The organism is Pyxidicoccus sp. M6, assembly GCF_055568925.1.
In genome coordinates this window covers 10,079,469-10,103,371 of record NZ_CM145714.1, presented here as the reverse complement: position 1 = coordinate 10,103,371, position 23,903 = coordinate 10,079,469, and the positions used below count along the sequence as shown (strand labels likewise).

Genomic DNA, 23,903 nt, shown 5'->3' with positions numbered 1-23,903 from the left:
GCCTGCGCTACGCCGCCGGAGGCCGCGCCGCTTCCGCCTCCACCGGTGCCACCACCACGGGCGCCGGCTGGGCCTTCATGCGTGCGTAGTCGAAGCACGCCACGAGGATGGAGGCGACGGGCACGGCGAAGAGCGCGCCCATCAGGCCGAAGAGCCGCTCTCCTGCAATCAGCGAGAAGGCGACGATGACGGGGTGGAGGTGCGCCGCCTGTCCCATGATTTTGGGATTGAGGAAGTACGCCTCCAGCGCGTGGATGCCGACAATCCACGCCAGAATCGCCAGGGCCTTCTGGAAGCCGTCCGCGAGCGCGATGAGGACGATGGGCACCGAGCTGAGGATGGTGCCGAAGATGGGGATGAGGCTGAGCAGCGTGGCGATGGTGGCGAGCAGGAACGCGAACTTCACGCCGAACAGCAAGAGCCCCACGAAGGTGAGCGCGCCGTTGACGATGCAGATGGTGACCTGGCCGCGCACCACGCCCGAAAGGGAGCGGTCGATGCGCTGGACGAGCTGGCGCGCGTCGTGGATGGACTCCGGCGGAATCAGCGTGCCGAAGTAGCGGCGGATGGCCTGCGCGTCGATGGAGAAGAACGCGCCCACCATCAGCACGAAGAACAGCATGAACACGCTCGCCGCCACGCCGGCGACGATGCTGCGCGACACGTTGACGATGTCGCCCAGGTTCTCCCGCGCCAGCGATGAGGCACGCTTCACCGTGTCCCCGAGCAGCTGCTCCAAATCCAGCGCGAGGCTGAACTGGCCCGCGTGGGCCGCGTCGTCCGCGCCCTCCAGCGCGCGGTTGGAGAGGGCCACGGGGATGCCACGCTCGGTGAGCCACGCCTCGCCCTTCTGCGCCAGTTCCTGCACGTGCTCCGGCGTGAGCGAGTTGGCGAAGGTCATGGCATCGCGGCTGACGCGGGCCAGCTCGCGGTAGAGCTGCGGCACCAGCGCGACGAAGAAGAGGTACACGGCCACGAAGAAGCCCGCGTAGATGAGCAGAATCGCCACCCAGCGCGGCACGGGCCGGCCCGCCACCTTCCACCGGGTGATGCGCGCGACGAGCGGCTGCACGAGATAGGCGATGAGCGCCGCGCCGGCGAAGGGCATCACCACCGAGCGGAAGGCAACCAGCGCCACCGCGATGGAGAACCACAGCGCCCCGAGGATGAGCAGTCGCTTGCGCCGTTCGTCCGATGGGGTGCGGGAGATGGAGGAAACGTCCTGGGGCTGCGACATGGGCACGGGCTTATGGCAGTACCCCTTCCCTGGCAAGGTGGGAGCCCGTCAGGCGCGTGGCTCCAGCTCGAGCCGAAGTTTCGACTCCAACTTGTCCAGGCACTCGCGCATGTGCTTGCGCTTGATGCGCCCCTCGGTGGCTTCGCCCAGGCCCGTCATCTGCTCGGTGAGCCAGCGGCTGAGGAAGAGCAGGGGCAGGCGGTCGTCCGGCCCCAGGCCGTGCTCCAGGTAGCGCTTGTTGCGCATGTACTCGTCATACGCCTCCGCCTCGTGCGACAGCTCCCAGCGCGTCAGCCGCAGCGCCTCGGTGTAGACGGCGGGCGAGGGGCGCGGACGGGGCTCGGTGAAGAGGGGCGCGAAGCTGCCTCCCGTGTCCAAATCCAGCTCCTGCACCGGCGGAGGCCACTGCTGGAGGTCCTTGGCCAATATCCGCGCCACCTCCTCCAGGAGTTGTTCCAGAAGGGTGACGGGCTTGAGGTCGAAGAGGTGGTCCCAGCGCGACGGCATGCTTCCTCTCTACCTCAGGACGCTGAAGCCGGCAGCGACAGCGCGCGCAGCAACGGGGGCGGGGCGGGCTCTCCGTAGCCCAGGGCCAGCTCGCGGCGGATGACCTCGTACACCGACCGTTTGGTGAGCAGCTCGCCGTGGCTCACCCCGGGCACCTCGATGTTGAAGACGTTGGGCTGCCCCTCCACGTCCACCATGGCCGAGGGCCAGCGCGTCACCCCGTCCATGCGCGAGTAGAGGGACACCAGGCGCACGTCGCGCGGGAAGGCGCCCATGCGGAGCTGCTTGAGGAAGGGCGACACCGGCGTGAGCTGCCACATGCTGCGGCTGAACCAGCCCAGCGTCGCGCAACCCAGGTACGCCAGCCGCGAGCCCAGGTGTGGCGTGCCCAGCGTCATCAGGCTGCGCACGCGCTGGTCCCCACCCAGCCGCTTCACGTAGTAGCTGCCGATGAGGCCGCCCTTCGAGTGGCCCATGATGGTGAGCGGCCCCATGCCCGGGAAGCGCGAGTACATGCGCTCCACCTTCTCGCGGACCTTCCTGGCCAGTACGTCGATGCCGTAGGTATTGAAGCGGTCCATCGCCCCACCCAGGTGGATGGACCAGACGCAGTAGCCGTCCCGCCGCAGCCGGTGCTCCAGCACCTCGAAGACGCGCCGGGTGCTGAAGAAGCCGTACAGCAGCAGCACCGGCTTGGGGCAGTCCGTGAAGTCCGTGCGCCGGACGATGCGGTTGGCGTTCGGGTCCAGGTGCACGTAGCCCGCGAGGTCCCGAAGCTGGCGCTTCCAACGGCGATACCGCAGGACGAAAGGATTCATGTCGCACCCCGGCGCTCCCCGCGCCGCCTGCGAACAGGATAGGGAGCGTGCCCCGCGCGCGCCGGCCCGCCCCCCTACGTGGGCGCTTCCGAACGCGGAGTGCTCAACGTCCCGCGTCGCCCCCGAGGGCACCACCGTCGGGAATCCCACCGTCTCCCGTACCGGCGTCCGGGCTTCCCCCGTCCGCGGTGCCCGCGTCTCCGCTGCTCTGGCAGCACGCCGGCACCTGCGCGAAGTACAGGCCCGCCTGCGAGCAGGGGACGCGGATGTCGCGCAGGTAGGCGCTGCAGCCGCGCACCTGCCGGTCTCCCTCGCACACCGGCGCGCCCGCGTCCGCCGGACTGCAGACCTTCAGGTCGAACGTGCACACCGCGCGCGAGCGGTAGAAGCGCGCGTCGTTCCGATTGCCGGGGACGACGGTGCAGGTGGTGCCGGCGCCGCAGTCCTGCACGGTGGGCCCGGTGGAGCAGGGGCCCACGGCGCAGGCGGTCTCACAGTTGATGGCCTCCGAGTCATCGCAGCGCGGAGCCTGCGCGCACAGGTCGCCATCCGAGCAGGCAGAGGTGAAGAGGAGAAGGAGGACGAGCGGAGCTGTGAGACGCGGCAAGGGATGCCTCGGGCGGTTCAGGTGAAGCGCTCGAGGAAGTTCAGCAGGATTCGTGGTCCGGCGGGAGTGGGTGAAATGCCCGCGAGCAATCGAGGCACCCCCTCGCCCGGTGCGGCGCCCCGTGCGACGGCGTCCCTGTCGAGCCCTTCCTGCCGCGCGAGGATGACCGCGCGGATGGCGTCCGTGGGGGCCTCGGGGTGGAACTGCACGCCGCGCACGTTCTTCCGGAAGGCCAGCGCCTGCGCGGAGGTGTTGGCGTTGCCCGCGAGCACGCGCGTGCCCTCGGGAAGCTGGGAGACGATGTCCTCGTGGGTGGCCTGCACGGCGAAGCGCTCGGGCAGCCCGTCGAAGAGGGCGTCCTCGCGGCCCTCCTCGGTGAGCGTCACCTCCACGGTGCCCGTCTCCCGTCCGTTCGGATTGCGGGACACGCGGCCGCCGTACGCATGCGCGAGGAGTTGCTGGCCGAAGCACACGCCGAGCACCGGCATGCCGCGCTCGCCCGCCTCCACCATGAAGTCCGCAGCGCGCTCCATCCACGGCGCGAGCTGCGTCACCGACGCGGGTGAGCCCGTCATCATCACCACGTCGTATCCGTCCGCGCTCGCGGGCAGCGGGGCGTCGCGGTGCACGTGGAGGATGTCGAAGCGGTAGCGGGACAGTCCGATGGTTTGCAGAAACCAGCGCTCGTAGTCGCCCACCGAGAGGCGCACGGACTCGGCCGCGTCGCCGGCTTTCAGCAAGAGGACGTTCTTCACCGCGGCAGGTTGCCGCATCCGTGCCTCGTTCCTAACGTCACGTGCCACGCGTGTCCGCTCCTGAGCAGTGGGAGAGGGTCGCCCGTGTGATTGGGGCATCCCGATGATGGACGCTTGCTCGCTCACTCCTCGGCTCATCGCTCCCAAGGTGCACATCGACAGTCCGCACGACGAGGCCACCGGGCACGGTGGCTGGAAGGAATGAATCCATGCCGACGCGTTCCAAGGCGAAGGTCCTCACGCATCCAGCCATGGCCCGCCGGGCCCGAGCCAAGGAGCGCGAGCCCGCACGCGGCAGCGTCCACCGCGAGGACAACGGGTCGGACTCGCTGCGCCGCTGGCTCGACGAGCGGGGCGTGAAGAAGGTGAAGGTGGCCGCGGCCGACATCGACGGCATCTGGCGTGGCAAGTACATCTCCGTGGACAAGTTCCTCAGCGCCGCCAAGGGCGGGCTGGGCTTCTGCGACGTCGTCTTCGGCTGGGACATGGGCGACGAGCTGCTCGACAACACGCAGGTGACGGGCTGGCACACCGGCTACCCGGACGCGCACGCGAAGGTGGACACCACCACGGGCCGCATCATTCCCTGGGAGCCGGACACCGCGGCCTTCCTCCTGGACTTCGTCAACGAGGACGGCTCGCCCTTCGAGGCCAGCCCCCGGCAGTTGCTCCAGAAGATTGCCGCGCAGGCGCGGGAGCTGGGCTACCTGCCGCGCTTCGGCGCCGAGTACGAGTTCTTCATCTTCAAGGAGCAGCCGCAGACCCTGAAGGAGAAGGGCTTCCAGTCGCTGACGCCGCTGACGCCGGGCATGTTCGGCTACTCGTGGCTGCGCACCTCGCAGAACGCGTCGCTGGTGCACGCGCTCATCGACGGGTGCAGTGGCTTCGGGCTGGAACTGGAGGGCTTCCACACGGAGACGGGCCCGGGCGTCTTCGAGGGCGCCATCCGCTACGACGACATCGAGAAGGCCGCGGACAAGGCCGCGCTCTTCAAGACGGTGGTGAAGGAAATCTGCGCGCGCCACGGCCTCACCGCGTGCTTCATGGCGAAGGTGAACGCGAAGCTGCCGGGCTGCTCGGGGCACGTGCACCAGTCGCTGTGGGACTTGAAGGGCGAGCGCAACCTCTTCCACGAGGAGGGCGCCCCGCACGGCATGAGCCGGCTGATGCGGCACTACATCGGCGGACAGCTCGAGCTGATGCCCGAGCTGACGGCGCTCTACTGGCCCACCATCAACAGCTACAAGCGCAGCGTGGAGAACACGTGGGCGCCCACCACCGCGACGTGGGGCCTGGAGAACCGCACCACCGCCATCCGCGTCATCGGTGAGAACGCGAAGGCGATGCGAATCGAGTACCGCCAACTCGCCGCGGACATGAACGCGTACATCGGCATGGCGGTGAGCCTGGCCGCGGGCCTGTGGGGCATCCGCAACAAGGTGGAGCCGCCCGCGGCCTGCAACGCCAACGCGTACGCGGAGACCGACGCGCGGCCGCTGCCCCGCAACCTGAAGGATGCGGTGGCGCTCCTGAAGCACAGCGAGCGCGCGAGGGAGTTGCTGGGCGAGGGCTTCGTGGACCACTACGTGCGCACGCGCGAGTGGGAGGTGCGCCAGTACGAGCGCGCCGTCACCAACTGGGAGCTGGAGCGATACCTGGAGCTCATCTGATGAGCACGACGGAGGAAGCAGTGATGAAGCCGTTCGACATCCCCACCGAGCCCCGTGTCACGGAGATGGCGTGGCCCACCCGCATCGTCTTCGGCGCTGGCGCGCTGCAGCGGCTCCCCGCCCAGGCCCAGCGATTGAAGATGAAGCGTCCGCTGCTGGTGACGGACGCGGGCGTGGTGAAGGCGGGGCTCGCCTCGCGCGTGCTCGAGGTCCTGAAGGGCGCGGGGCTGGACTGCGCCGTCTTCGACCGCGTGGAGCCCAACCCCACCGAGCGCGACGTGTTCGCCGGCCTGGAGGCGTACCGCAAGGGGGGCTGTGACGGCATCGTCGCTCTCGGTGGCGGCAGCGCGCTGGACGCGGGCAAGCTGGTGCAGCTCCTCACCACGCACGAGCCGCCGCTCAGCCGCTACGACGACGCGAAGGGCGGCGACCAGTACGTGCGGGATGACCTACCGCCGCTCATCGCCATTCCCACCACCGCGGGCACGGGCTCTGAAGTCGGGCGCTCGGGCGTGGTGACGCTGGAGGACACGGGCCGCAAGACGGTCATCTTCAGCCCGTACCTGCTGCCGAAGGCGGCCATCTGCGACCCGGAGCTGACGCTGGGGTTGCCTCCCGGCGTCACCGCAGCCACGGGCATGGATGCCTTCACGCACTGCCTGGAGGCGTACCTGGCCAATGGCTTCCACCCGCTGGCGGACGCGGTGGCCATCGACGGCATCCACCGCGTGGGGCGCTCGCTGGTGACTGCGGTGAAGGAGGGCAGCAATCTGTCCGCGCGCACGGACATGATGGTTGCGGCCATGGAGGGCGCCATGGCGTTCCAGAAGGGACTGGGCGCCTGCCACGCGCTGGCGCACGCGCTCACGCCCATCTCCGGCGTGCACCACGGCCTGTCGAACGCCATCGTCCTGCCCGTGGTGATGGAGTTCAACCGCGCGGTGTGCACGGCGCGGCTGGCCCGCGTGGCGCAGGCCATGGGGGACACGTCCAACTCGCGCGAGGAAGTGCTGGCGGGAAACGCCATCGACCGCGTGCGCAAGCTCAACGCGGCCATCGGCATTCCCGCGCGGCTGCGCGACGCGGGCGTGCAGGAGAAGGACCTGCCGCGCATCGCTGACAAGGCCTTCCAGGACGCCTCTCACCTGAGCAACCCACGCAAGGTGACCGAGGCCGACCTGCTGGCCATGGCTCGCGAGGCCTTCTGAGCGGGCCGCGAGCCTGACGACCCGAGGCGGCCGTTCGCGGCCGCCGTGCCCGCGTGGCGTGATGGCGGGTGATGCCTCGAACCGGGAGGGAGGCCCAGGGGCCTCCCTCGTGTGACTTCAGGGGGTGTTCGAGGACGAGCCCGGCACGTTCACGGTGCCGCCGTCCGGGAGCACCGGCGCGCCCGTGCCATTACCGCCCGCGCCGTTGCCGTTCGCGCCGCCATTGGTGCCGCCGTCCGAGCCCACCACCGCGCCCGTCACCGGCGGCGCGGTGTCCTCGGGGCTGAACTCCAGCATCTCCACGAACACGCGGCCGGGCAGGCGCAGGTCCATGGCGTTGATGCGCTCCTGGCCGCGCAAGTCATAGAGCTGCTGCGCCACCGGGCCCGCGGGGATGCGGTCATCCGAGAAGAAGATGTACATGAGCACCTTCCCCTCCTGCACGGGGATGCGGAAGCTCGTGTTCGCGATGGGCTTGTTCGGGTCGCACCGGATGGAGCGGTTCTCCCGCGTCAGCGTCAGCTGGCGGATGACGCCCTTCTCGGACACCGTGTACAGCATGCAATAGGGGAGCTGTCCTTCCGCGGGGATGACCTCCACCGTCGCCGGCCCTGTCTTCCGCAACTGCGCGCGAGCCGGCCGGTCCACCTTCTTCCCGTCACAGCTCCCACTCGCCGCGGCCACCGCGGCCATTGCCAGCACCACACTCCAGCGCTTCATGCGTCCCTCCCTCCCAGGGGCGTGGAAGAACCAACGTCTGCGAGGCCAGCGTACTTCGCGGCATTGGACTTGGGGGAGGTCATGGCATCTCCCGGGGCACTTCCCGGACGCCACAACGCCCGCCAGTGCACACCGCCACCGGGCGTGTCCTGGGCGGCGCACACGGAGGGATGGCGCAACGGTCTCCGCGCTCCCGGCACTCGCGCACGCGCGCTTCGAGGGCCCGGGCCTCCGCTACCGGCACCGCTCGGCCGGAGCACATCCGAGCGCAGCATTCCCCCTCGGGAACCAGCGTGATTTCGCAGTCCGCGTCGTCGCGGCACTCGGCAGCCAACGCGGCGGAGGATTGTCCCGTCGCACCCGCGTCGCTCGAGGCCGTGACCTGCGTGGACCCGGACTCCAAGACGGTGGAGCTGCCACTGTCGGTGGATTGGGGCGCTGCGTCGTCCTGTCGCGTCATCGGTTCCACCGAGCGCGCGCAGCCGAGGCACAGCAGGAGGGAGCACAGCAGCAGGGAAGGGCGCATGGCGTGCATCGTCTCCCAGGTGGCTCGTGATGTCCGGGGTGCTTTCACGCACCGGGTGCCCCGCCCGTGAATGTGACACCGGGCGGGGCGGTGCTTCAGGGGCTCACGGGCAGCCGGAGCTGACCTCGAGCGCGTCGTAGGCCATCCACCCGTTGCGCTTGGTGCCGGTGGCGGCGATGACGTAGCCGTAGATGAACTTCATCGTCCCCGACTGCACGATGTAGCGGCCGGCGCTGTTCGCCACCCAGAGCGGGATGTCGATGGACGGCGGGCCCGCGTCCGTCGGCACGTCGAGGCGCTGGAACTTCGTGCCCGCGGGGAAGTGGTCCACCGCGGGGCCACCGAGTCCGAAGCCCGGCACGTTGAAGGCGAGGTTGATGGAGCGCAGGCCGTTGGCGCGAACCAGCGGCAGGTAGTCGCCCGCGCGCTCGTTGGACGACGTGGAGTCGTAGACCACCTTCTTCTCCGCGAGCGTGGTGTCGTGCCAGTTGCGCACGGCGTAGCAGCCCAGCTTCGCCAGGCCCGCGCCCAGCGCGGAGACATGGCCCACCTTCTGCTCGAAGGACGTCCGCCCCAGGATGGCAGAGATGGGCAGCCACCCCGCGCTGGAGTTGGAGGTGGATACGGCGAAGGCGTGCGCTTCACCCGCGAAGGTGCGCGTCTGGCCGTAATTGAAGGCGGCGCTCGTGCGGGTGTTGGTGCCCATCACGGTGCCGTTGCCGTCACGGATGGGGATGCCCGTCACGATGCCCCAGTTGTCATCGGCGGGGTCGTTGGTGGGCACGCGGTTGCCACCCGACTCCTGCAGCTTGCAGTTGTACGGGCTCGCGATGCAGTAGGTGCCATTCACGCCCGAGTACGCGGCCTGCTCCCGCGTGGAGAGGCCCTCTCCCGACGCCGCGCTCTCGTCGACCGGTCCCGGCCCCCCGCAGGCGGCGGCGCCGAGAGCAAACGCGAAAAGCAAGGAAATATAGTTTCGCATGTTCTCATGGGATGTGAGGAAGAGCCCGGGTGTCAATCCGGGTCACCCAGCTCCCATGAGTCGGTGCGTCGCGCAGTCAACGCGGCGCTATTTCGAGAGCTGGTCGAGCCGGGCCACGGTGCGCGGGGCGCCCATCATCACCGCGGCGATGAGCGCGGTGTTTCCGCTGGCATCCTGGCGGTTGATGTCCGCGCCGCGCGCGAGCAGCAGCTCGAGGACCTCGAGTCGGTCGAACATCGCCGCGTACATGAGCGCGGTGCGCCCGTCCGGTCCGGCGCCGTCCACCGGTGCGCCTCCGTCGAGCAGCAATTCCGCCATGCGCACGTCGCCCTTGAAGGCGGCGCCGGCCAGGGGCGTCTGTCCCTTGTCGTTGGCGCGCGTGGCGTCCGCGCCGCGCGAGAGCAGCAGCTTCGCCACCTCGGACTGCCCCGCGTACGCGGCGAGCATCAGCAGCGTGTTGCCGTCCTCGTTGGTGAGGTTCACCGGCAGCCCCGCGTCGAGCATCTCGCGGAGGCGGTCGGCGTTACCCTGCCGCGCGAGGTTGAACGCCTCGCGTGCGGCCGCGAGCGCTCGGGGGTCGATTTCATCGGAAGGAGGAGGCGGGGACATGGGGGACTCCTGCGTGAGCAGGCGGAATGTACACGCCCGTCGCGCGAGGCACGCGCGGTGCCCCCGCGCGAAGTGGTCTGGATGACCCTCGGTGGAGCACGGCACCCAGGTGGTGCCCGATGCAGCCTGGTGCTCCGGATGCGCTGAGCGGACTGGAGAACGAGGGGCCCGGGACCTCCTACCCGTTTGGCTACACACGTGTGGGGGACCAGGTCTTCTTCACGGCGGACGACGGCGTACGCGGCCGCGAGCCCTGGGCCCTGCCGGTGGCGTGCTTCCCGGACGTCGAGGACTGACGCCCGCGTTGGCGCTACTTCGCGCGGAGGAACTGGATGTCGCGCCCGCTCGCATCCGCGGCGGCGAAGGTGAGCAGCCGCTCACCTTCTTCCGTCACCTCCGCGCGCTCGGCGGCCGACAGCCGCTTGAAGGGCTCGATGAGCAGGGTGGTGGAGCCCTTTCCCTGCTGGAGCTTCCAGGTGCCTCGGAAGATGCCGTCCACGAGCAGGCTCCCGGGCACCAGTCCATTCGGGGTGATGGTGCGCTTGCGGTCCTCGTCGGAGATGACGCGCGTGCGGTCCGCGTGCGAGAGGAGCAGGTTGTCGAACTCGGGCAGGAAGCGCACCGGAGCGGGCGTGTCCGCGTCGGGCCTCGGTGCGTTGGGCAGGTCGAACAGCTCGCGGCCCTGCTCGTCGCGGAAGGTGCGCAGGCTCGGGCGGAGCCGCTCGACGACTTCGCCCAGTCGGGTGAGCCCCGACCAGGCCTGCACGTCCATGACGGAGGCGGGGCCGAACGCGGCGAGGTAGCGCAGGACCAGCTCATCCACGGACGCCGCGGTGTCGAGGGGCTTTCCCAGCCAGGCCTCCACGGTGGTGCAGCGGGCCAGGCCGCCGACGCCCCAGACGCCACGCGGTGGCACCTGCACCAATGGTGCGAGGAGGCGGATGGCCTGCGCAAGCGCGGTGGGCTCGCGGTCCGGCCAGCGCTCCGCGAGCTTCTCACCGAGCTCCGTGTACGTGAGCGGCTCCGCCTCGACGTGCTTCCGTCCCGCCGCCACGAGCGCCTCCAGGTCCATGCCCACGAGCTTCTTGCTGTAGGCGGAGCCCGTCTTGAGGGCGCGCTCCAGCATGGGCTGCACCAGGATGCGCAGCATCCGCGCGTCGTGGCCGGTGACGAGGTGGAGCGTCCCGCGCATCAGGACGAGGCGCACCACCTGCTTGTCGATGAGCAGTGTGGACAGTTCCTCCTGGCGGAAGCCCTGGAGCCGCGTCCACAGGCCGTAATACGGCGCGTTCGGCGACTGGGCCTGGAGGCCCACGAGGTGCTCCACCGCCTCCAGCGACGGCATCTTCGAGCGGCGGAGCAGCAACTGCCGCTCCAGCAGGGCGCGGTTGAGGGCGCGCTGGCTGAGCACCTGGGCCGGGCGGCTCGCCTTGCGGCGCGTGGACACGGTCGTGGGCTTTCGGGTGGGCAGGGTCATCCTCGTCCGCTTCGGCGCCTTCGGTGGTGCCGACGTTCCTCCCTCCGATGCCACGGCGAGCGCGGCGTTGGAACCCCTGGCGGCGATGCCGGCGGGAAGGCCAAGGGGCAGGAGCGGAAAGAAGAAGGAGAGCATGTCGGTCTCGATCCGGGCGTGGGTGGGTGCACCGAGAAGACGCGGCAGCGTCATCGAAGGTGACAGCGCTACCTTGGGCCTCGGCGATGACAGCCTTGTGTCAGGTATGTGGGATGGCCCTCCGTTCTGGATTTTACCCGGGTGATATTGACGAGCGAATATTACCCGGGTAATAACCTCCGCGCCGGAGCGAGGAGGGCACGTGCGTCAGGAGAAGTCGTCGAGGGATGGGGCGGGGTACATGGCCTTCGCGGGGCCGCGCTGCATCGCCTCGGGAGGGTTGGCGGAAGTCGCCCTGAAGGTGAAGGCGTGGGGCGATGGTGGAGAGACGCTGCCGGCCGTCATCTACGAGGGCGCGACGGGCTTCCCCGTGCATCCGGACCTGCGTGGGACTCGAGAGGACGTGCTTCGCAGGCTCGAAGCGCGGCGCGCGCGGGCCGCTGCCGACACGAAGGACCCGGAGGAGCCGAAGCGGAGTGGGCCCGGGCGGCCGAAGCTGGGCGTGGTGTCGCGTGAGGTGTCGCTCCTTCCGCGCCACTGGGATTGGCTCAACGCGCAGCCGAGCGGTGCGTCCGCGGAATTGCGCAGGCTCGTCGAGGCCGCGATGCGGAGCGGGGAGGGGCGCGAGCGGGCACGGAAGTCACACGAGGCCGCGGGCCGCTTCATGCACGCGGTGGCCGGAGACCTTCCCGCCTTCGAGGAGGCCTCCCGCGCCTTCTACGCGAAGCGCTACGAGCGCTTCGACCAGCTCGTCCAGCCATGGCCCAAAGACATCCGTGAGCACGTCCGCCGGTTGGTCGCCGTCGCCATTCGCGACGAGGCCGAAGTGACGCGTGTCACCTCCTGACGGTGTTGCGCCTCCGCGTAAGGACCGCACGCCCTTCGAGGAATCTGTCGTGGAATTCTTCCTGTTGTATTTCCTGCCCATGCCGCTGGCATGGGCGAGCTGCTCCGCCAAACCCAAACGCCTCACCGTCGTGAAGGACGCGGCCGGAGCGAAGAAGGACTCCCGCCGTCCGAGGCCGGCATCGAAGAAGCGCCGTGCTCCGTCCGTGCCGCGAGCGACCCGCCATGGCGGTGCGCGGACGGGGGGCAGGGCACGGGCTCCGTAAGCTGCGCCGTCACCAGGGCATTCGCTCGTCCGTGCCGCCGAACATCGCTGGATAATCCTTGTAGTGCGGCAGGTCGTCCCGGATGGGGAGCAGGGCGTGCTGGCACTGCACGTGGAACGTGGGCTGGAACGTGCCCTTCGGCAGCAGCAGGGCGCTGATGCTGCGTACGCCCAGGCCCTTGGGCTCGGCGAAGAGGCGCGTGCCGCAGTCCCGGCAGGTGGCTCGCGTCGTGGTCTTCAGGGCCCAGAGCGCGGGCTGCCCGGCCACCAGGCGCGTCTGCGGAATGCGGTACATCGCGGCGGGGAGATAGGCGGCGCCGTGCACCACCTGGCAGTCGTCGCAGTGGCAGTAGAAGTGCGCCACCGCCGCGCCGCTCAGCTCCAGCTTCACCGCGCCGCACAGACGCAACAGATAGCGCCCGGTGGAGTCGAGGCCGATGGCCGTGCGCGGGTAGGGCGCATCCCCCACGGGCGTGCCCTGGAGCGACGTGCGCTTCCCTTCGCGGACCACGTAGCCCAGCCCGGAGATGGCGTGCCAGACCTCCGAGGGCGGAGCGCCGAAGTGGGCACGCCGCTCCCGTGACAGGTAGAGGGTGACGGTCTCCCGGGAAGGCTCGCCGTAGGTGGTGCCTCGTGACGCCGCGAGCCCCACGATGTGCACCGGCTCACCCGTGCGGGGCGCGTAGTCGAGCGGATGGTTGGCGCGGAACGGGAAGAAGAAGTTGGCGTTGATGGCGACCTGCACACCGTGCCGCGCGGCGAAGCCGCTCACCGTGTCGGCTCGCACGTCTCCTGATTTCGAGGGCTCGGCCGGCGTCACGACGAAGTCGATGCCCGGTGCCGCCAGGTCCACGCGGACGACATGGGCCACCATGGCTCGCGGCGACACGCGCACCTCGCGTGTGTACTCCACGCCCTCGAACCACACCTCGTGCACGGGCTCCGGAGGGCCCCGGTGTGTGAACCAGGTCCAGTACCCGCCTCCGATGCAACCGGCGACGCCCGGAATCACCAACGCGAGCCCGCACGTCCACCGGAGCCACCGGCGCACCCGCCAGCGGCGTAGCACCCAGAAGCCCAGGGCCAGCAGGACACAGGCGCCGGTGAGGATGAGTGGACCCATACGGGTGGAGCATTATGGGAGGGCGCCCCCGCTGGCTCCAGACGGCCCAGGTATGATGGGCACCCCTCGCGGGTCGACCGGGCCCAAGCCTTCTGCTCCATCCATCCTGCGGACGGTGCCCTCATCCCTTCATCGCTTTGGACGCGACTCATCACCTTCGCGGAGGCCGCGGCCCGGAAGTCTCGTCAATATGTATAAGCGCTTACGGAGTCCCTTGTCGGAATGTGTAAGTGCTTATATTTTGTCGCTGGGGACGTAATGACGGACGCGCCTCCTTCGTAGGGACGAACACGCCACGCAATGGAGTCACCATGAAGTCCCTCTTCATCAATGCTGAGAAGCAGGTCCGCAACGGGTGGAAGGTGCTGGGCTATCTCGTCATGACGTCGCTGTGCGTGTTCGGCCTCGTCATCGCTCGCAGGGCCCTGCCCGCCGCCGTGCGCCCCTTCGTGCCGGAGCCGTTCCTCGCGTTCCTCGGTGCGCTCATCCCCTCGTGGGTCTGCGCGCGGCTGGAGCGCACGTCCCTCGCAGCTCAGGGGTTCGCGCTCCATCGGCGTGTGGGGCGCGACTTCGGGCTCGGCACACTCGGTGGAGCCCTCCTGGTGGGGCTGGTGGCCTTCGTCGTCTGGCTGTTCGACGGGTTCCACTTCGTGCGGGCGCCGGAAGGGGCCGCGTCGAACGTCGTGAAGAGCGCCTGGACGATGCTGGCCGTCGCGCTCTTCGAGGAGACGTTCTTCCACGGCTATGCCTTCCAGCGCACCATCCGGGGCGTGGGGCCTCGCTGGGCCCTGCTCCTGTTCTCCGTGTTCTTCGCCCTCGCGCACCCCTTCAGCGAGGACATGGCGGGAAGCATCAAGCTCATCGCGCTGCTCAACATCTTCCTGGCGGGCTGGATGCTCGGCTTCTGCTACCTGCGCACGGGCAGCCTGGCCCTTCCCGTCGGCGTGCACTTCGGATGGAACTGGGTGCTGGGTGGCCTCGGCTTCGGCGTGAGCGGGAATGCCTCGAAGGGCCTGTGGACGCCGGTGTTCCACGGCAAGGCCCTCTGGCTGACGGGCGGCGACTATGGCCTGGAGGCATCCGCCGTCAGCGTCGGCGTGCTCGGCCTCGTCGTGGTGGGCCTGGTGTTCTGGAAGGGCACGCGGGCGCAGCCGGAGGCGGCCACGCACGTGCCTCCGGACGCGTCCTCCGCGGCGGTGGCGTAGCGGCTAACGCCCCTCGGGCCGGACGTAGACGACGACCTGCGGCGTCTCGTCGAGGTACAGCCCCGTCACCGGCGTCTGCGTGCCGAAGGCCTGCCACGTGAGGAACTCGTGCTCGCGGAACTCCTGGTGGTACTGGTACGCGACGATGTCCGCCTCGAAGGGGCTGCCCACCGGGCGCAGGTCATTCCGCAGCATGCCGTTGCGCTGGTAGTCGCGGAACGAGCCGCTGTGCACCTCGTGCAGGTACAGCCGCGCCCCAGGCTTCGCGTGCTCGTTGATCCACGGCAGTACGCCCGTCACGTGGCTGGACCAGAACTGACGCTGCATGCCCAGCGTCGCCGCGCCGGGAAGCCCGCCCGCCAGCTCCGAGTACGCCGCCGTCCCATACGGGAAGACGCGCACCAGGTACACCAGCGCCGGCGCCAGCAGCAGCACGAAGACGGGCGCCGCCACCACCGCGAAGGGCAGGGCGGGACGCTTCGCCTTCAGCACGTCCCACAGCGCCGAGCAGCCTCGTGACACCGCCGCGCCCGCGAGGATGCCCAGGAACACCATGGACGGGAACCAGTGCTTCACCCCGCCGAAGTGCGGCACCTGCGGGTGGCTGATGATGACGATGGACGTCACCGCATTCACAGCCACGAGCAGCTCGGGCAGCGTCACCGGCCGCGCCACCCACGCGCGCGTGCGCTCGAAGAAGCCCAGCACCGCGCGCGCCACCACGGCGAACAGTCCCGTCACCATGGGCACGAAGAGGCTGGTGGGCACCGTCAGCGCCGTCTTCACCACCACGTAGCTGAGCGGGAAGGGCGGCTCGCGCAGCAGCGTCCCCAGGTAGAACCAGGCGTAGTGGTTGTGCTTCGCGTGGAAGGCCAGGTACCACGCCGTGCGCTCCACCGGCTCGTGCCAGAGGTACGGCCAGTGGAGGTAGAAGATGACCGGCCCCAGCACCGCCATGGCCAGCACCGGCACCAGCGCGCGCGTCACCGGGCCGTCCACCGCCTTCACGCCCTTGAGCACCCACGCGCCGCCCGCGGCCAGCCCGACGAAGAGCAGCGTGTGCGGGCTGAGCAGCAGGAATTTCCTCTGGAAGTCCTCGCCTCCGCCCAGCGACACCAGCAGCCACCCGTAGAGCGCGGCCACGCCCACGAAGACGCCCACGAAGCGGTAGAGCCACGCGCGCGCCTCGGGCCGGCCCTCGCTTGCCGTCCATGCGCGCCACAGCGCGAAGGGTGTCAGCACGAAGGGCATGAAGAGGGCGTTGTGCTTGGTGGCGATGGCGAGCCCGAAGGCCACGCCGCACCACACGCCCCACTTGATGTCCTCCAGCGCGCGCCAGAAACAGTACACGACGAGCAGCCACATGGCCGCCACCGGCACGTCGAAGCATGACAGCTCCGAGTTGAAGTACTGCCGGGGCACCAGCATGAAGGCGAGCGCGGCGAACAGCCCCGCGGTGCGCCCGTACAGCGCGCTGCCGAGGAGGAAGCTCAGCGCTGGAATCAGCGCGGCGATGGCGAAGGCCGGCAGGCGGAAGGCCGTGGCCGAGCGCACCCAGCCCAGCCCGTCGTGGAAGAGCAGGTGGCTCAGCCCGAACAGCGTCTTCATCAGCGCCGGGTGCTCGTGGTTGTAGTCCCACGCGCGGACGATGGCCGCGTCCGTGAAGGCCTTCGCCGGTGAGTGGAAGAGCAGCCGGAACCAGCTCGCGTAGCCCTCCGCCGCCGCGAAGTAGACGCTCTCGTCGCGCGTGAAGCCCACCGCGGACTCGGTGAGCAGCAGCGCCACGAAGGCCAGCACCCACAGCGCCCAGGCCAGGCGCTTCTCGTCCCGAGTGGGAGCCCGGCCCATCATCCTCGCACCCCCACCGCGGGCTCCACCGCGAGCACGTCCAGGCACACCTGCCGCCGGTCCGCGTTGTCCGACTGCACCCAGACCTTCACCGCGCGCGGCTCACCCTCGGGCAGCCGCACCTCGGCCTTCTGCACGCCCTCCACGCCCGGCGGCACCACCACCTCCAGGAGCCGCGCGCCGCTCTTCGCGTCGTCCACGCCGAGGTTCGCAGGCGTCAGCCGCGCGTCCTTGAGGTGCGCGTGCTCCCAGATGATGCCGCCCTCCAGGCGCAGGCCCACGCCGCCCGGAATGCCGTCGAACTCCGCGACGAGCCGCTGCGGGCCCCCCGGCGCGTGCATCCACAGGCAGCGGCGCGGCTCGTAGAAGATTTCGTGCCACTCCGGCGCGACGTAGAGGGAGTTGGGGCCGGGGCAGCGGTGCGCCTGTCCGTCGAAGGCACAGTCGCGGCGCGTGCCGTCCGGCGCTTCCAGATACACGCGGGCCTTGGCAATCGCGTCCGTGGCCGTGAAGCGGCGCGGCCGGTAGCGGCCATTCTCGTAGAGCGCCAGCGACAGCGGCCCCTCGTGCACCGGGGGGCCCACCGCGCGACGCTCGGGCATGAAGGAGGCGAGGAAGTCGTCCTCATCCGAGCGCGGCAGCTCCGGCTGCCCCAGCACCCAGACGCGCGGGTGCGCGGAGAGGTCGTCCTTGTCCGAGCCCAGGTAGCCGTACACCGGCACTCCGGGCGGGAGGAAGAGGCGGGCGCGCTCCGTCCACCAGGGGAAGAGGAGCACCGCGTCGCCGGGACGGGCCTCGGCCTTCAGGCGCTCCGCCACCGCGCGGTAGTCACCTTCGGATGGAAGGCGGCCCGGCAGGCGCAGGTGGAAGACGAGGCACAGGAGTGCGACGAGCAACAGGCCCCCCAGCTCCACGAGGGGCAACGCACGCAGGAAACTAGGACTTCGCAAGGCGGATCTTCTGCTCGCTCTTTTCCCGGCAGAAGGTGCAGAAGATGGGCTCGCCCTGGGCGAACGACGGCGTCCAGGGCGGGTACATCGAGCACCGCGGGTCCAGGCAGTGGTGCAGCTCCCAGAGGTGTCCCAGCTGGTGGAGCGCGTGGCGGGCCACGGCCTTGTAGCCGCTCTCCAGGTCCTTGTGGGGGTTGATGCTGAGGATGGCGCGGTCCTTGCCGTGCCACGCGAAGCCGGACGTGGGCGCCATGCCGCTGGGCAGCTCGCGCTCCTTCAGCTTGCGCGTGGTGAGTAGCAGAATCTTGTCATCCTTGTAGGAACGGATGCCCTTCACGTCGTGCAGCAGCTTCTCCGCATCCAGCGGCTCGGAGAAGCCGGCGGGAATCTCGGCGCTGCCGGAGTGCTCGCTGCCCACGCCGAACGCCGTGTAGAGCGTGCGGTTGAACTTCGCGAGCTGCTTGTCGTCGAAGGAGTCCAGCGTCCAGACGCGAATCACGGTGCGTCACCTCGCCCTTCTCTATCCAATGCTGCTGTCACGCGCCCTCGGGCGGCTTGGCCTTGGGCGGGCGGCCACGCTTCTTCGGGGCCGCGGGTTCGGCGCCCTCCGCCTCGGGCGGCTTGGCCTTGGGCGGGCGGCCACGCTTCTTGGGCGCGGGTGGCTCGCCACCGGCCTCGGCGGCCGTGACTTCCGGCTTGGGCTTGGGCGGACGGCCGCGCTTCTTGGGCGCGGGCGGCTCGCCACCGGCAGCGGCCTCGGGCTTCGCCTTGGGCGGACGGCCGCGCTTCTTGGGCGCTGCCTCCTCGGAGCCCTCGGCCTCGGCCTCCTCGCCACCCTCCTCGGCCCCCTCCTCCTCGGACGACTCGGCCGGAGCCTCCTCGTCCGACGGCAGGTCGAGGTCGCTGTCCAGCCCGAGCAGGTCGCCGTCCAGGCCGAGGTCGTCCTCGTCGCGGGCGAACTCGGCGGCGGTGCGCTTGGGGCGCTCGCGGCCGGGCGGGAAGAGGACGATGTCGATGGCGTCCTCGGCGTTGACCTCGGTGGTGCCGAGCGCGGCGGCGACCTCCGACACCAGCAGGTGCCGGGCATTGTCGTAAAGCTCACGCTCCTTGGTCGGGAGCGGGCGCAGCTCACTGAGGACCTGGAGGCCCTTCACCACCTCGGCCAGTCCCAGGATGCCGCCCTGGGTCATCCGGTCCAGGTTGGTGCGAGCGCGCTGCTTCCAGTCCAGGTCGGCCTTGTCGCTGTCCGAGCGCAGGAACTCGAAGATGCTCTCGACATCCTCGGCGGAGGCCACCTTTCGCACGCCAATGGCGGTGACCTTGTTGGATGGCACCATGACGACGGCGCCGTCTTCTTCACGCTTCATCGTGACGAAGGTGAGCTTCTGGCCAGCCACCTCCTTCATGTCGATGGCGGTGACGCGGCAGACCCCCTGGTTCGGATAGACGACCCGGTCGCCGACCGCGAGCTGGAGTGACGCGGACCCTTCAGGCATGTCCCCCTCACGGGCGAGGTAAACGTCAGAGGAGGCCCGGGCTTAGCACCGAGCCGCGCCGGACGCTACGAGTTTACCGGGGAAGTGCCGCCGTCCGTGCGTCCGCCGCCTGGGCCCGCAGGAGGGAGCCCAGGAGCTCCTTCTGCCGTGCGTCCAGCGCCGCCTCCACCTGGGCCTCCGTCGGCTCCCCCTCCACGCCTCCCGGCTGCGCATCCACGCGCGCGGACACTCCGAGCGTTCCCATCAGCGCCACCCCGAACACGAGCACTGCCACCAGTTTCTTCATGGTGATGCCTCCAGGCCGCCCAGGGTAGGGGGCGCGCCCGGATGATCAATTTTTCGGCAACAGGTCGCTGCACGGCGCTGCACGGCTGTAGCGCCACCAGCGGCTAGCGCGTGGGCGTGTCGAACATGCGCCCCGGCGCCCGCACGGGAGGCGGGCGGGCGGGCGGCACCACGGGAGACACCTCGAGCAGCAGGGTGCCCGTGTTGTCGGCCAGGTGGTCGTCCGGGAAGGCGAGCATCAGCCAGGAGGCCCCTCTGAGGCGCACCGGCTGACCCACCTCCAGCAATTCGAGGACGCCGGACTCGGTGTCGGGGCCCTCACCCGCGCCATAGAGGCCGAGCGCCCGGCCCACGGGGCCACCCTCGTAGCCCCGCGTGCGCGCGGGCTCGGGGCTGTCGCGCAGCACCACCTCATAGGTGGTGTACGGGTCCAATTGGTGCAGCACGAAGCGGTCCGCGCGCGACAGCTTCAGCGCGTGCGCGCGCGCATCCAGGCGCACGGTGGTGACGGTGCCGCTGTCCCGCTCGCGCACGCGCACCTGGAGGGCGCCGTGGTTGTCCTCCTTCTTCGCGTCCAGGAGGAAGACGTAGAGCATGGTGGCGTTGCGCACCAGCCGCTCCTCCGGGCCGACGAGGCCGAAGGACTCGTGCGCGGGGAGCATCTCGGTGCCTTCCAGGAAGTAGCCGGCCTGCTCCACCGTCGCGGAGCCTCCCGTGGACAGGCGGCCCTCCAGGCGCACCGCGTACGTGCGCGTCGGGTCCAACTTCACCTCCGCCGCGGACTCGAAGGGGACGCGGAAGGCATGTCCGACGGCGGACAGCGTGACGCGGCCGATGGGCATGGTGGCCTCCTGCGGAGGCGGCGCGCGCACGGGCTTCGTGGAGCCTGCCTGCTGCGAGGCGCCGGGCGCCATCCTCGGGCGGAGGCGCGCGTGCACGGCGAGCGTGGTGCCGCGCTCGGCACGCACCGTCTGGCTCCACGGCACCATGCCCGTCACGTGGACTTCCAGCAGGTGCTCGCCGTCCGCGGGCAGGTGGGTGATGAGCGCGGGCGTGCGCGAGGGCAGGGGCCGGCCATCCACGCGGATGGTGGCGCCCGGCGGCGTGGAGCTCAACTCCACGGAGAAGGTGCCCGTGTTGCCCACCGACAGCATCGCCACCGTGGCGACGAGGGCCACCGCCACCGGCGTGCCCAGCACCACCCCGCGCGGCAGGCGGAGCCCTCGCGCCACGGACGCCGTCCGCGCGGCATCCGGCGCGGGCGCTTCGTCGGGCATCGGCGCGACGGGAATGGGCTGCGTCACGGCGCTCGGCTGCTCGGCGGCGAGCGGCGGTGGGGCAACGGGCAGCCTCGCGGTGCTGGAGGACTCCGCGGCCAGCGAGTCGGGTGGAATGGGCTGCGTCGTGGGGCCGGTGGACTCGGCGGCGAGCGAGTCGGGTGGGATGGGCTGCGTGGTGGAGCCGGGCTCGCCCGCGTCCTGCACGGCGGGCAGCGCCAGGGAAATGCGCTCGGTGTTGCGGCTCCCCTTGCGCGCCGGTGCATCCAGGGAGGACGCCGTGTCGCGCGGCTGGGTGGGCTCGCGCAAGGTGCGGCGCTCTCCGCTGCCCTGGGGCCAGCGGGCCATCTGCGCGAGGAACTCGCGCGGCAGCAGCACGGGGCGGCCGTCCTCCACCAGCTCCGCCTCGAAGAGGTAGCTCATGAAGTGGGCGCGGGCGCGCGGAGAGACGTCCGGCGCGGCCGTGTGGAGGTATCGCCTGAGGGCCTCGGCGAAGGCCTCCGCCGTGGGGTAGCGCTGCTCCCGCTCCACGGCCAGCGCGGTGAGGAGGATGCGCTCCAGCGCGGGAGGGAGGTCCGGGTTGAGGTCCCTCGGGCGCGGGAAGTCGCCGAGGGCAACCTTGCGCAGCACGTCCGTCACCTTTCCCTCGAAGGGGAGCCGCCCGCACAGCATCTCGTAGAGGATGACGCCGGCGGCGAACACGTCCGTGCGCGCGTCGAGCTCACGGCCGCGGGCCTGCTCCGGGGCGAAGTAGGCGTACTTGCCCATGACCTCGCCCTCGTCGGCGGCCTCGTTGCGGCCCGCGAGCCGCGCCTTGGCGATGCCGAAGTCCACCAGCTTCACCTGGCCCTCGTAGGCGAGGAGCACGTTCTGCGGGCTGACGTCGCGGTGGACGATGTGGAGCGGACGCCCGCGCTCGTCCAGGCGGGTGTGCGCGTAGGCCAGCCCCTCCAGCACCTCCACCGCGATGAGCAGCGCCAGCGGCTGCGGCAGCGTGTACAGCCCCTTCTCCCGAGCGCGCCGCAGCACGCGCGACAGCGGGTGGCCGTCCACGAACTCCATGGCGATGAAGTACTGGCCGTCCACCTCGCCGAAGTCGAAGACCTGCGCGATGTTGCCGTGGCTCAGCCCCGCGGCGATGCGCGCCTCGTTGACGAACATCGACACGAAGGCCGTGTTGCCCGCGTAGCCGGGAAGGATTTTCTTGATGACGACAGGCTTGGTGACCCCCGCCGCCGCCGTCATCCTGGCGCGGTAGATCTCCGCCATTCCGCCCGTCGCGATGCGCTCGAGCAGCTTGTACTTGCCGAAATGGAGCCCTTCGGAAGGCTGCTGCACGTTCGTTCCGGCTCCTTCGGGTGTACCGGGGCGTAGCACCTGCCCTCCACGCCGCCGCCGCAGGGTTGCGGCAGGCTATCATGGGGTATGCACAACACTAATGCAGGAAAATTCCGTTGAAACCGCTTAATTGCCCTTTATTTTTGGTCCTACTTGTCACCACAGCGACCTCCGCATGGGGGGAACCCGCGATTCTCCTGGCTCCCGCGATTGGAAGGTCGGACGGGGTACTCCTACAGGGCCGGGTGTTGAAAGAGGCTCCTGCCAGAGGCAGCACCGCGTTGTCTCGGAATGTGAGAAGGCTGACAGCAACCAACTGGGAAGGCGCCCGGGTGGAGGTGTCCTTCCAGGGCGTGGTGGCGGCGGTGACGAGCGGCCATGACGGGGCCTTCGAGGTGAACCTGCGGCCGCCAGAAGGCCAGCGCTTCCCGGTGGGGACGGCGGAGGCCGAGGCGAAGGTGCAGGGGGCGCAGACGAAGGCGCCGGTGGAGGTCATCGCGGATGCGGCGCCGCTGCTGGTGGTGTCGGACTTCGACGACACCGTGGCGGTGACGCAGGTGACGAGCCCGGTGAAGCTGGTGGAGTCGGCGCTGCTGAAGGACTCGGACACGCAGGAGGTGGTGCCGGGGATGGCGGCGTTCTACGGGTGCTTGAAGGGCACGTCGGCGCCGGCCTTCGCGTTGGTGAGCGGCTCGCCGGTGCAGTACCTGCCGCGCATCCGGAGCTTCCTGTCGCGCCATGGGTTTCCGGCGGGCTTCGGGGTGTACCTGCGGGACATCGGCCCGAAGACGCTGTCCGGCTACAAGCAGCCCGCGATTCGGCGGCTGCTCCAGCAGTTCCCCCAGCCGGTGGTGCTGGTGGGGGACTCGGGAGAGAAGGACCCGGAGGTGTACGCGCAGATTCGCGACGAGTTCCCCGGGCGGGTGAAGGCCATCTACATCCGCGACGCGGGGAAGACCGAGGACGCGAAGCGGTTCAAGGACATGGTGCTGTTCAAGGAGTCCGATGACGCGGCGGCGCACGCGGTGAGCGCCGGGCTGGCGGATGCGGCGTGTGTCGCCTCGGCGTTCCCGAAGGCCGTGCCCGTCGTCGCCCCCGCGGGCGCCACCGTGAAGCAGACTCCGCCGTGATGAGTCGGGCATGGGCACGGAGGGCGTTGCTGTCCGGGCGACCCGGTGGAGCTCCACGTCGGTGGGCGGGGCTGGGGTGTGTCCTGTTCACGACGTTGCTCCTGTCGGTGGGTACAGGCTGCCGAGATGAGAAGCCCGCCGAGCCTCTTCAGTCCTTGAAGCCCGAGCCGCTGCCGGCGCTCGCTTCGGGGAGTGGGGCGGCGGACGCGGGGGCCGTGGCTCGGGACGAGGCCGTGCCGACCGCGCCTGTCTACGGGGAGGAGGTGCCCGAGGCGGCGCTGCGGCTCGAGCTGGCGGGAGAGCAGGTGCGGCTGGGGGCGGAGACCTTCGAGGCCATGCGTCCCGCGGACGCGGCGCGTCTGGCGGAGCGGGTGAAGGGCCGCGAGGTGCTGCTGGTGTCGGACGCGGACACGTACCTCGTGCAGGTGTCCGAGCTGCTGACGGTGCTGCGGGACTCGGCGAAGCGGGTGTGGCTGAAGCACCCGGACGGGGCCGTGGCGTATCCCGTGGTGCTGAGGGATGAAGAGGGCTTCCGCGCATGGCTCGCGGAGGTGGCGCCGGGGAAGCTGCGCATCATCCAGCGCTCGGATGGTTTCGAGCTGACCACGAGTGTCGGCAAGCTGCCCGGGCCGGATGCGAACGGGCCTTCGGTGCCGGTGCGCGGAGGGAAGCAGGACCTCGTCACGCTGCGCCGGGGACTCGGGCTGTTGAAGGGGCGCTTCAAGACGTCCGAGGACATCTGCCTCGTGCCGTCGTTCGGCACCGAGTTGGCGCAGGCGGTGAGGGCGCTCGGCGCGGTGTACACGGCGAATGGTGAGCCGTTGTTCGAGACGCTGTGCCTCATCTACCCCACGCCGCGCGGGGCGAAGGACGGAGGCTGAGGCGTGGG

General features: G+C 70.1%; 23 protein-coding genes. 7 read left to right on the top strand and 16 right to left on the bottom strand.

The window, feature by feature from the left end:
* Nucleotides 1-7 precede the first annotated feature (7 nt).
* The 5 genes from ACVTJA_RS39640 to ACVTJA_RS39620 form a co-directional block, all read right to left on the bottom strand.
* Entirely contained in the window at nt 8-1,237 is a 1,230-nt protein-coding gene (locus ACVTJA_RS39640; protein WP_465828210.1) for an AI-2E family transporter, read from the bottom strand.
* Nucleotides 1,238-1,285: 48 nt separating this feature from the next.
* Nucleotides 1,286-1,744: a hypothetical protein gene (locus ACVTJA_RS39635; protein ID WP_465828208.1), complete on the bottom strand. Its 459-nt coding sequence runs from the start codon at nt 1,742-1,744 to the stop codon at nt 1,286-1,288.
* A gap of 14 nt (nt 1,745-1,758) precedes the next feature.
* Nucleotides 1,759-2,562 (bottom strand): esterase/lipase family protein, encoded by an 804-nt coding sequence (locus ACVTJA_RS39630; RefSeq protein WP_465828206.1) that lies wholly within the window; start codon nt 2,560-2,562, stop codon nt 1,759-1,761.
* 103 nt (nt 2,563-2,665) lie between these two features.
* On the bottom strand, nt 2,666-3,169 hold the full coding sequence (locus tag ACVTJA_RS39625; RefSeq protein ID WP_465828204.1) for a hypothetical protein: 504 nt from the start codon (nt 3,167-3,169) through the stop codon (nt 2,666-2,668).
* A 17-nt stretch (nt 3,170-3,186) separates the two neighbouring features.
* Entirely contained in the window at nt 3,187-3,942 is a 756-nt protein-coding gene (locus tag ACVTJA_RS39620) for a glutamine amidotransferase (RefSeq protein ID WP_465828203.1), read from the bottom strand.
* 191 nt (nt 3,943-4,133) lie between these two features.
* Here ACVTJA_RS39620 and ACVTJA_RS39615 point away from each other — a divergent pair, with 191 nt between their 5' ends.
* Both ACVTJA_RS39615 and ACVTJA_RS39610 read left to right on the top strand, forming a co-directional pair.
* Nucleotides 4,134-5,594 carry a glutamine synthetase family protein gene (locus ACVTJA_RS39615; RefSeq protein WP_465828201.1) on the top strand — a complete coding sequence of 487 codons (1,461 nt, stop codon included), beginning with the start codon at nt 4,134-4,136 and terminating at the stop codon, nt 5,592-5,594.
* Between the two features lie 23 nt (nt 5,595-5,617).
* Nucleotides 5,618-6,802 carry an iron-containing alcohol dehydrogenase gene (locus ACVTJA_RS39610; RefSeq protein ID WP_465840630.1) on the top strand — a complete coding sequence of 395 codons (1,185 nt, stop codon included), beginning with the start codon at nt 5,618-5,620 and terminating at the stop codon, nt 6,800-6,802.
* A 117-nt stretch (nt 6,803-6,919) separates the two neighbouring features.
* Here ACVTJA_RS39610 and ACVTJA_RS39605 read toward each other — a convergent pair whose 3' ends face one another.
* The 3 genes from ACVTJA_RS39605 to ACVTJA_RS39595 form a co-directional block, all read right to left on the bottom strand.
* Nucleotides 6,920-7,522, bottom strand: a complete 603-nt coding sequence (locus ACVTJA_RS39605; RefSeq protein WP_465828200.1) for a hypothetical protein — start codon at nt 7,520-7,522, stop codon at nt 6,920-6,922.
* Between the two features lie 629 nt (nt 7,523-8,151).
* On the bottom strand, nt 8,152-9,030 hold the full coding sequence (locus ACVTJA_RS39600) for a hypothetical protein (RefSeq protein WP_465828198.1): 879 nt from the start codon (nt 9,028-9,030) through the stop codon (nt 8,152-8,154).
* 87 nt (nt 9,031-9,117) lie between these two features.
* A complete protein-coding gene (locus tag ACVTJA_RS39595; RefSeq protein ID WP_465828197.1) occupies nt 9,118-9,639 on the bottom strand; it encodes an ankyrin repeat domain-containing protein in 522 nt (173 codons plus the stop codon).
* 119 nt (nt 9,640-9,758) lie between these two features.
* On the opposite strand from ACVTJA_RS39595, the gene ACVTJA_RS39590 reads away from it, so the two are divergent.
* Nucleotides 9,759-9,935 (top strand): hypothetical protein, encoded by a 177-nt coding sequence (locus tag ACVTJA_RS39590; RefSeq protein WP_465828195.1) that lies wholly within the window; start codon nt 9,759-9,761, stop codon nt 9,933-9,935.
* A 14-nt stretch (nt 9,936-9,949) separates the two neighbouring features.
* Here ACVTJA_RS39590 and ACVTJA_RS39585 read toward each other — a convergent pair whose 3' ends face one another.
* Nucleotides 9,950-11,116: a winged helix DNA-binding domain-containing protein gene (locus tag ACVTJA_RS39585; protein ID WP_465828193.1), complete on the bottom strand. Its 1,167-nt coding sequence runs from the start codon at nt 11,114-11,116 to the stop codon at nt 9,950-9,952.
* A gap of 337 nt (nt 11,117-11,453) precedes the next feature.
* Between ACVTJA_RS39585 and ACVTJA_RS39580 the strand changes: the two genes are divergently transcribed.
* Nucleotides 11,454-12,098: a DUF2239 family protein gene (locus ACVTJA_RS39580; protein ID WP_465828192.1), complete on the top strand. Its 645-nt coding sequence runs from the start codon at nt 11,454-11,456 to the stop codon at nt 12,096-12,098.
* Nucleotides 12,099-12,372: 274 nt separating this feature from the next.
* Here the strand turns inward: ACVTJA_RS39580 and ACVTJA_RS39575 are convergent, their stop codons facing one another.
* Complete coding sequence (locus ACVTJA_RS39575; protein WP_465828190.1) at nt 12,373-13,485, bottom strand: GFA family protein; 1,113 nt, start codon at nt 13,483-13,485, stop codon at nt 12,373-12,375.
* Nucleotides 13,486-13,796: 311 nt separating this feature from the next.
* Between ACVTJA_RS39575 and ACVTJA_RS39570 the strand changes: the two genes are divergently transcribed.
* The gene (locus ACVTJA_RS39570) at nt 13,797-14,690 is read left to right on the top strand and encodes a lysostaphin resistance A-like protein (protein WP_465828188.1); all 894 of its coding nucleotides are present in this window, start codon (nt 13,797-13,799) and stop codon (nt 14,688-14,690) included.
* Between the two features lie 3 nt (nt 14,691-14,693).
* Here the strand turns inward: ACVTJA_RS39570 and ACVTJA_RS39565 are convergent, their stop codons facing one another.
* From ACVTJA_RS39565 to ACVTJA_RS39540, 6 genes are all read right to left on the bottom strand, one after another.
* Entirely contained in the window at nt 14,694-16,541 is a 1,848-nt protein-coding gene (locus ACVTJA_RS39565) for an ArnT family glycosyltransferase (protein ID WP_465828186.1), read from the bottom strand.
* Nucleotides 16,538-17,488, bottom strand: a complete 951-nt coding sequence (locus tag ACVTJA_RS39560; RefSeq protein ID WP_465828185.1) for a hypothetical protein — start codon at nt 17,486-17,488, stop codon at nt 16,538-16,540. The genes ACVTJA_RS39565 and ACVTJA_RS39560 overlap by 4 nt, the downstream gene beginning before the upstream one ends.
* Nucleotides 17,475-17,987: a hypothetical protein gene (locus tag ACVTJA_RS39555; RefSeq protein WP_465828184.1), complete on the bottom strand. Its 513-nt coding sequence runs from the start codon at nt 17,985-17,987 to the stop codon at nt 17,475-17,477. The genes ACVTJA_RS39560 and ACVTJA_RS39555 overlap by 14 nt, the downstream gene beginning before the upstream one ends.
* Before the next feature lie 37 nt (nt 17,988-18,024).
* Nucleotides 18,025-18,984 carry a CarD family transcriptional regulator gene (locus ACVTJA_RS39550; RefSeq protein WP_465828182.1) on the bottom strand — a complete coding sequence of 320 codons (960 nt, stop codon included), beginning with the start codon at nt 18,982-18,984 and terminating at the stop codon, nt 18,025-18,027.
* A 73-nt stretch (nt 18,985-19,057) separates the two neighbouring features.
* The gene (locus ACVTJA_RS39545; RefSeq protein ID WP_465828180.1) at nt 19,058-19,270 is read right to left on the bottom strand and encodes a hypothetical protein; all 213 of its coding nucleotides are present in this window, start codon (nt 19,268-19,270) and stop codon (nt 19,058-19,060) included.
* Between the two features lie 103 nt (nt 19,271-19,373).
* Nucleotides 19,374-21,884, bottom strand: coding sequence for a serine/threonine-protein kinase (locus ACVTJA_RS39540; protein WP_465828179.1), 2,511 nt, complete (start codon nt 21,882-21,884; stop codon nt 19,374-19,376).
* Between the two features lie 332 nt (nt 21,885-22,216).
* On the opposite strand from ACVTJA_RS39540, the gene ACVTJA_RS39535 reads away from it, so the two are divergent.
* A complete protein-coding gene (locus tag ACVTJA_RS39535; protein ID WP_465828177.1) occupies nt 22,217-23,014 on the top strand; it encodes a phosphatidate phosphatase App1 family protein in 798 nt (265 codons plus the stop codon).
* A 155-nt stretch (nt 23,015-23,169) separates the two neighbouring features.
* A complete protein-coding gene (locus ACVTJA_RS39530; RefSeq protein WP_465828174.1) occupies nt 23,170-23,895 on the top strand; it encodes a hypothetical protein in 726 nt (241 codons plus the stop codon).
* Nucleotides 23,896-23,903 lie beyond the last annotated feature (8 nt).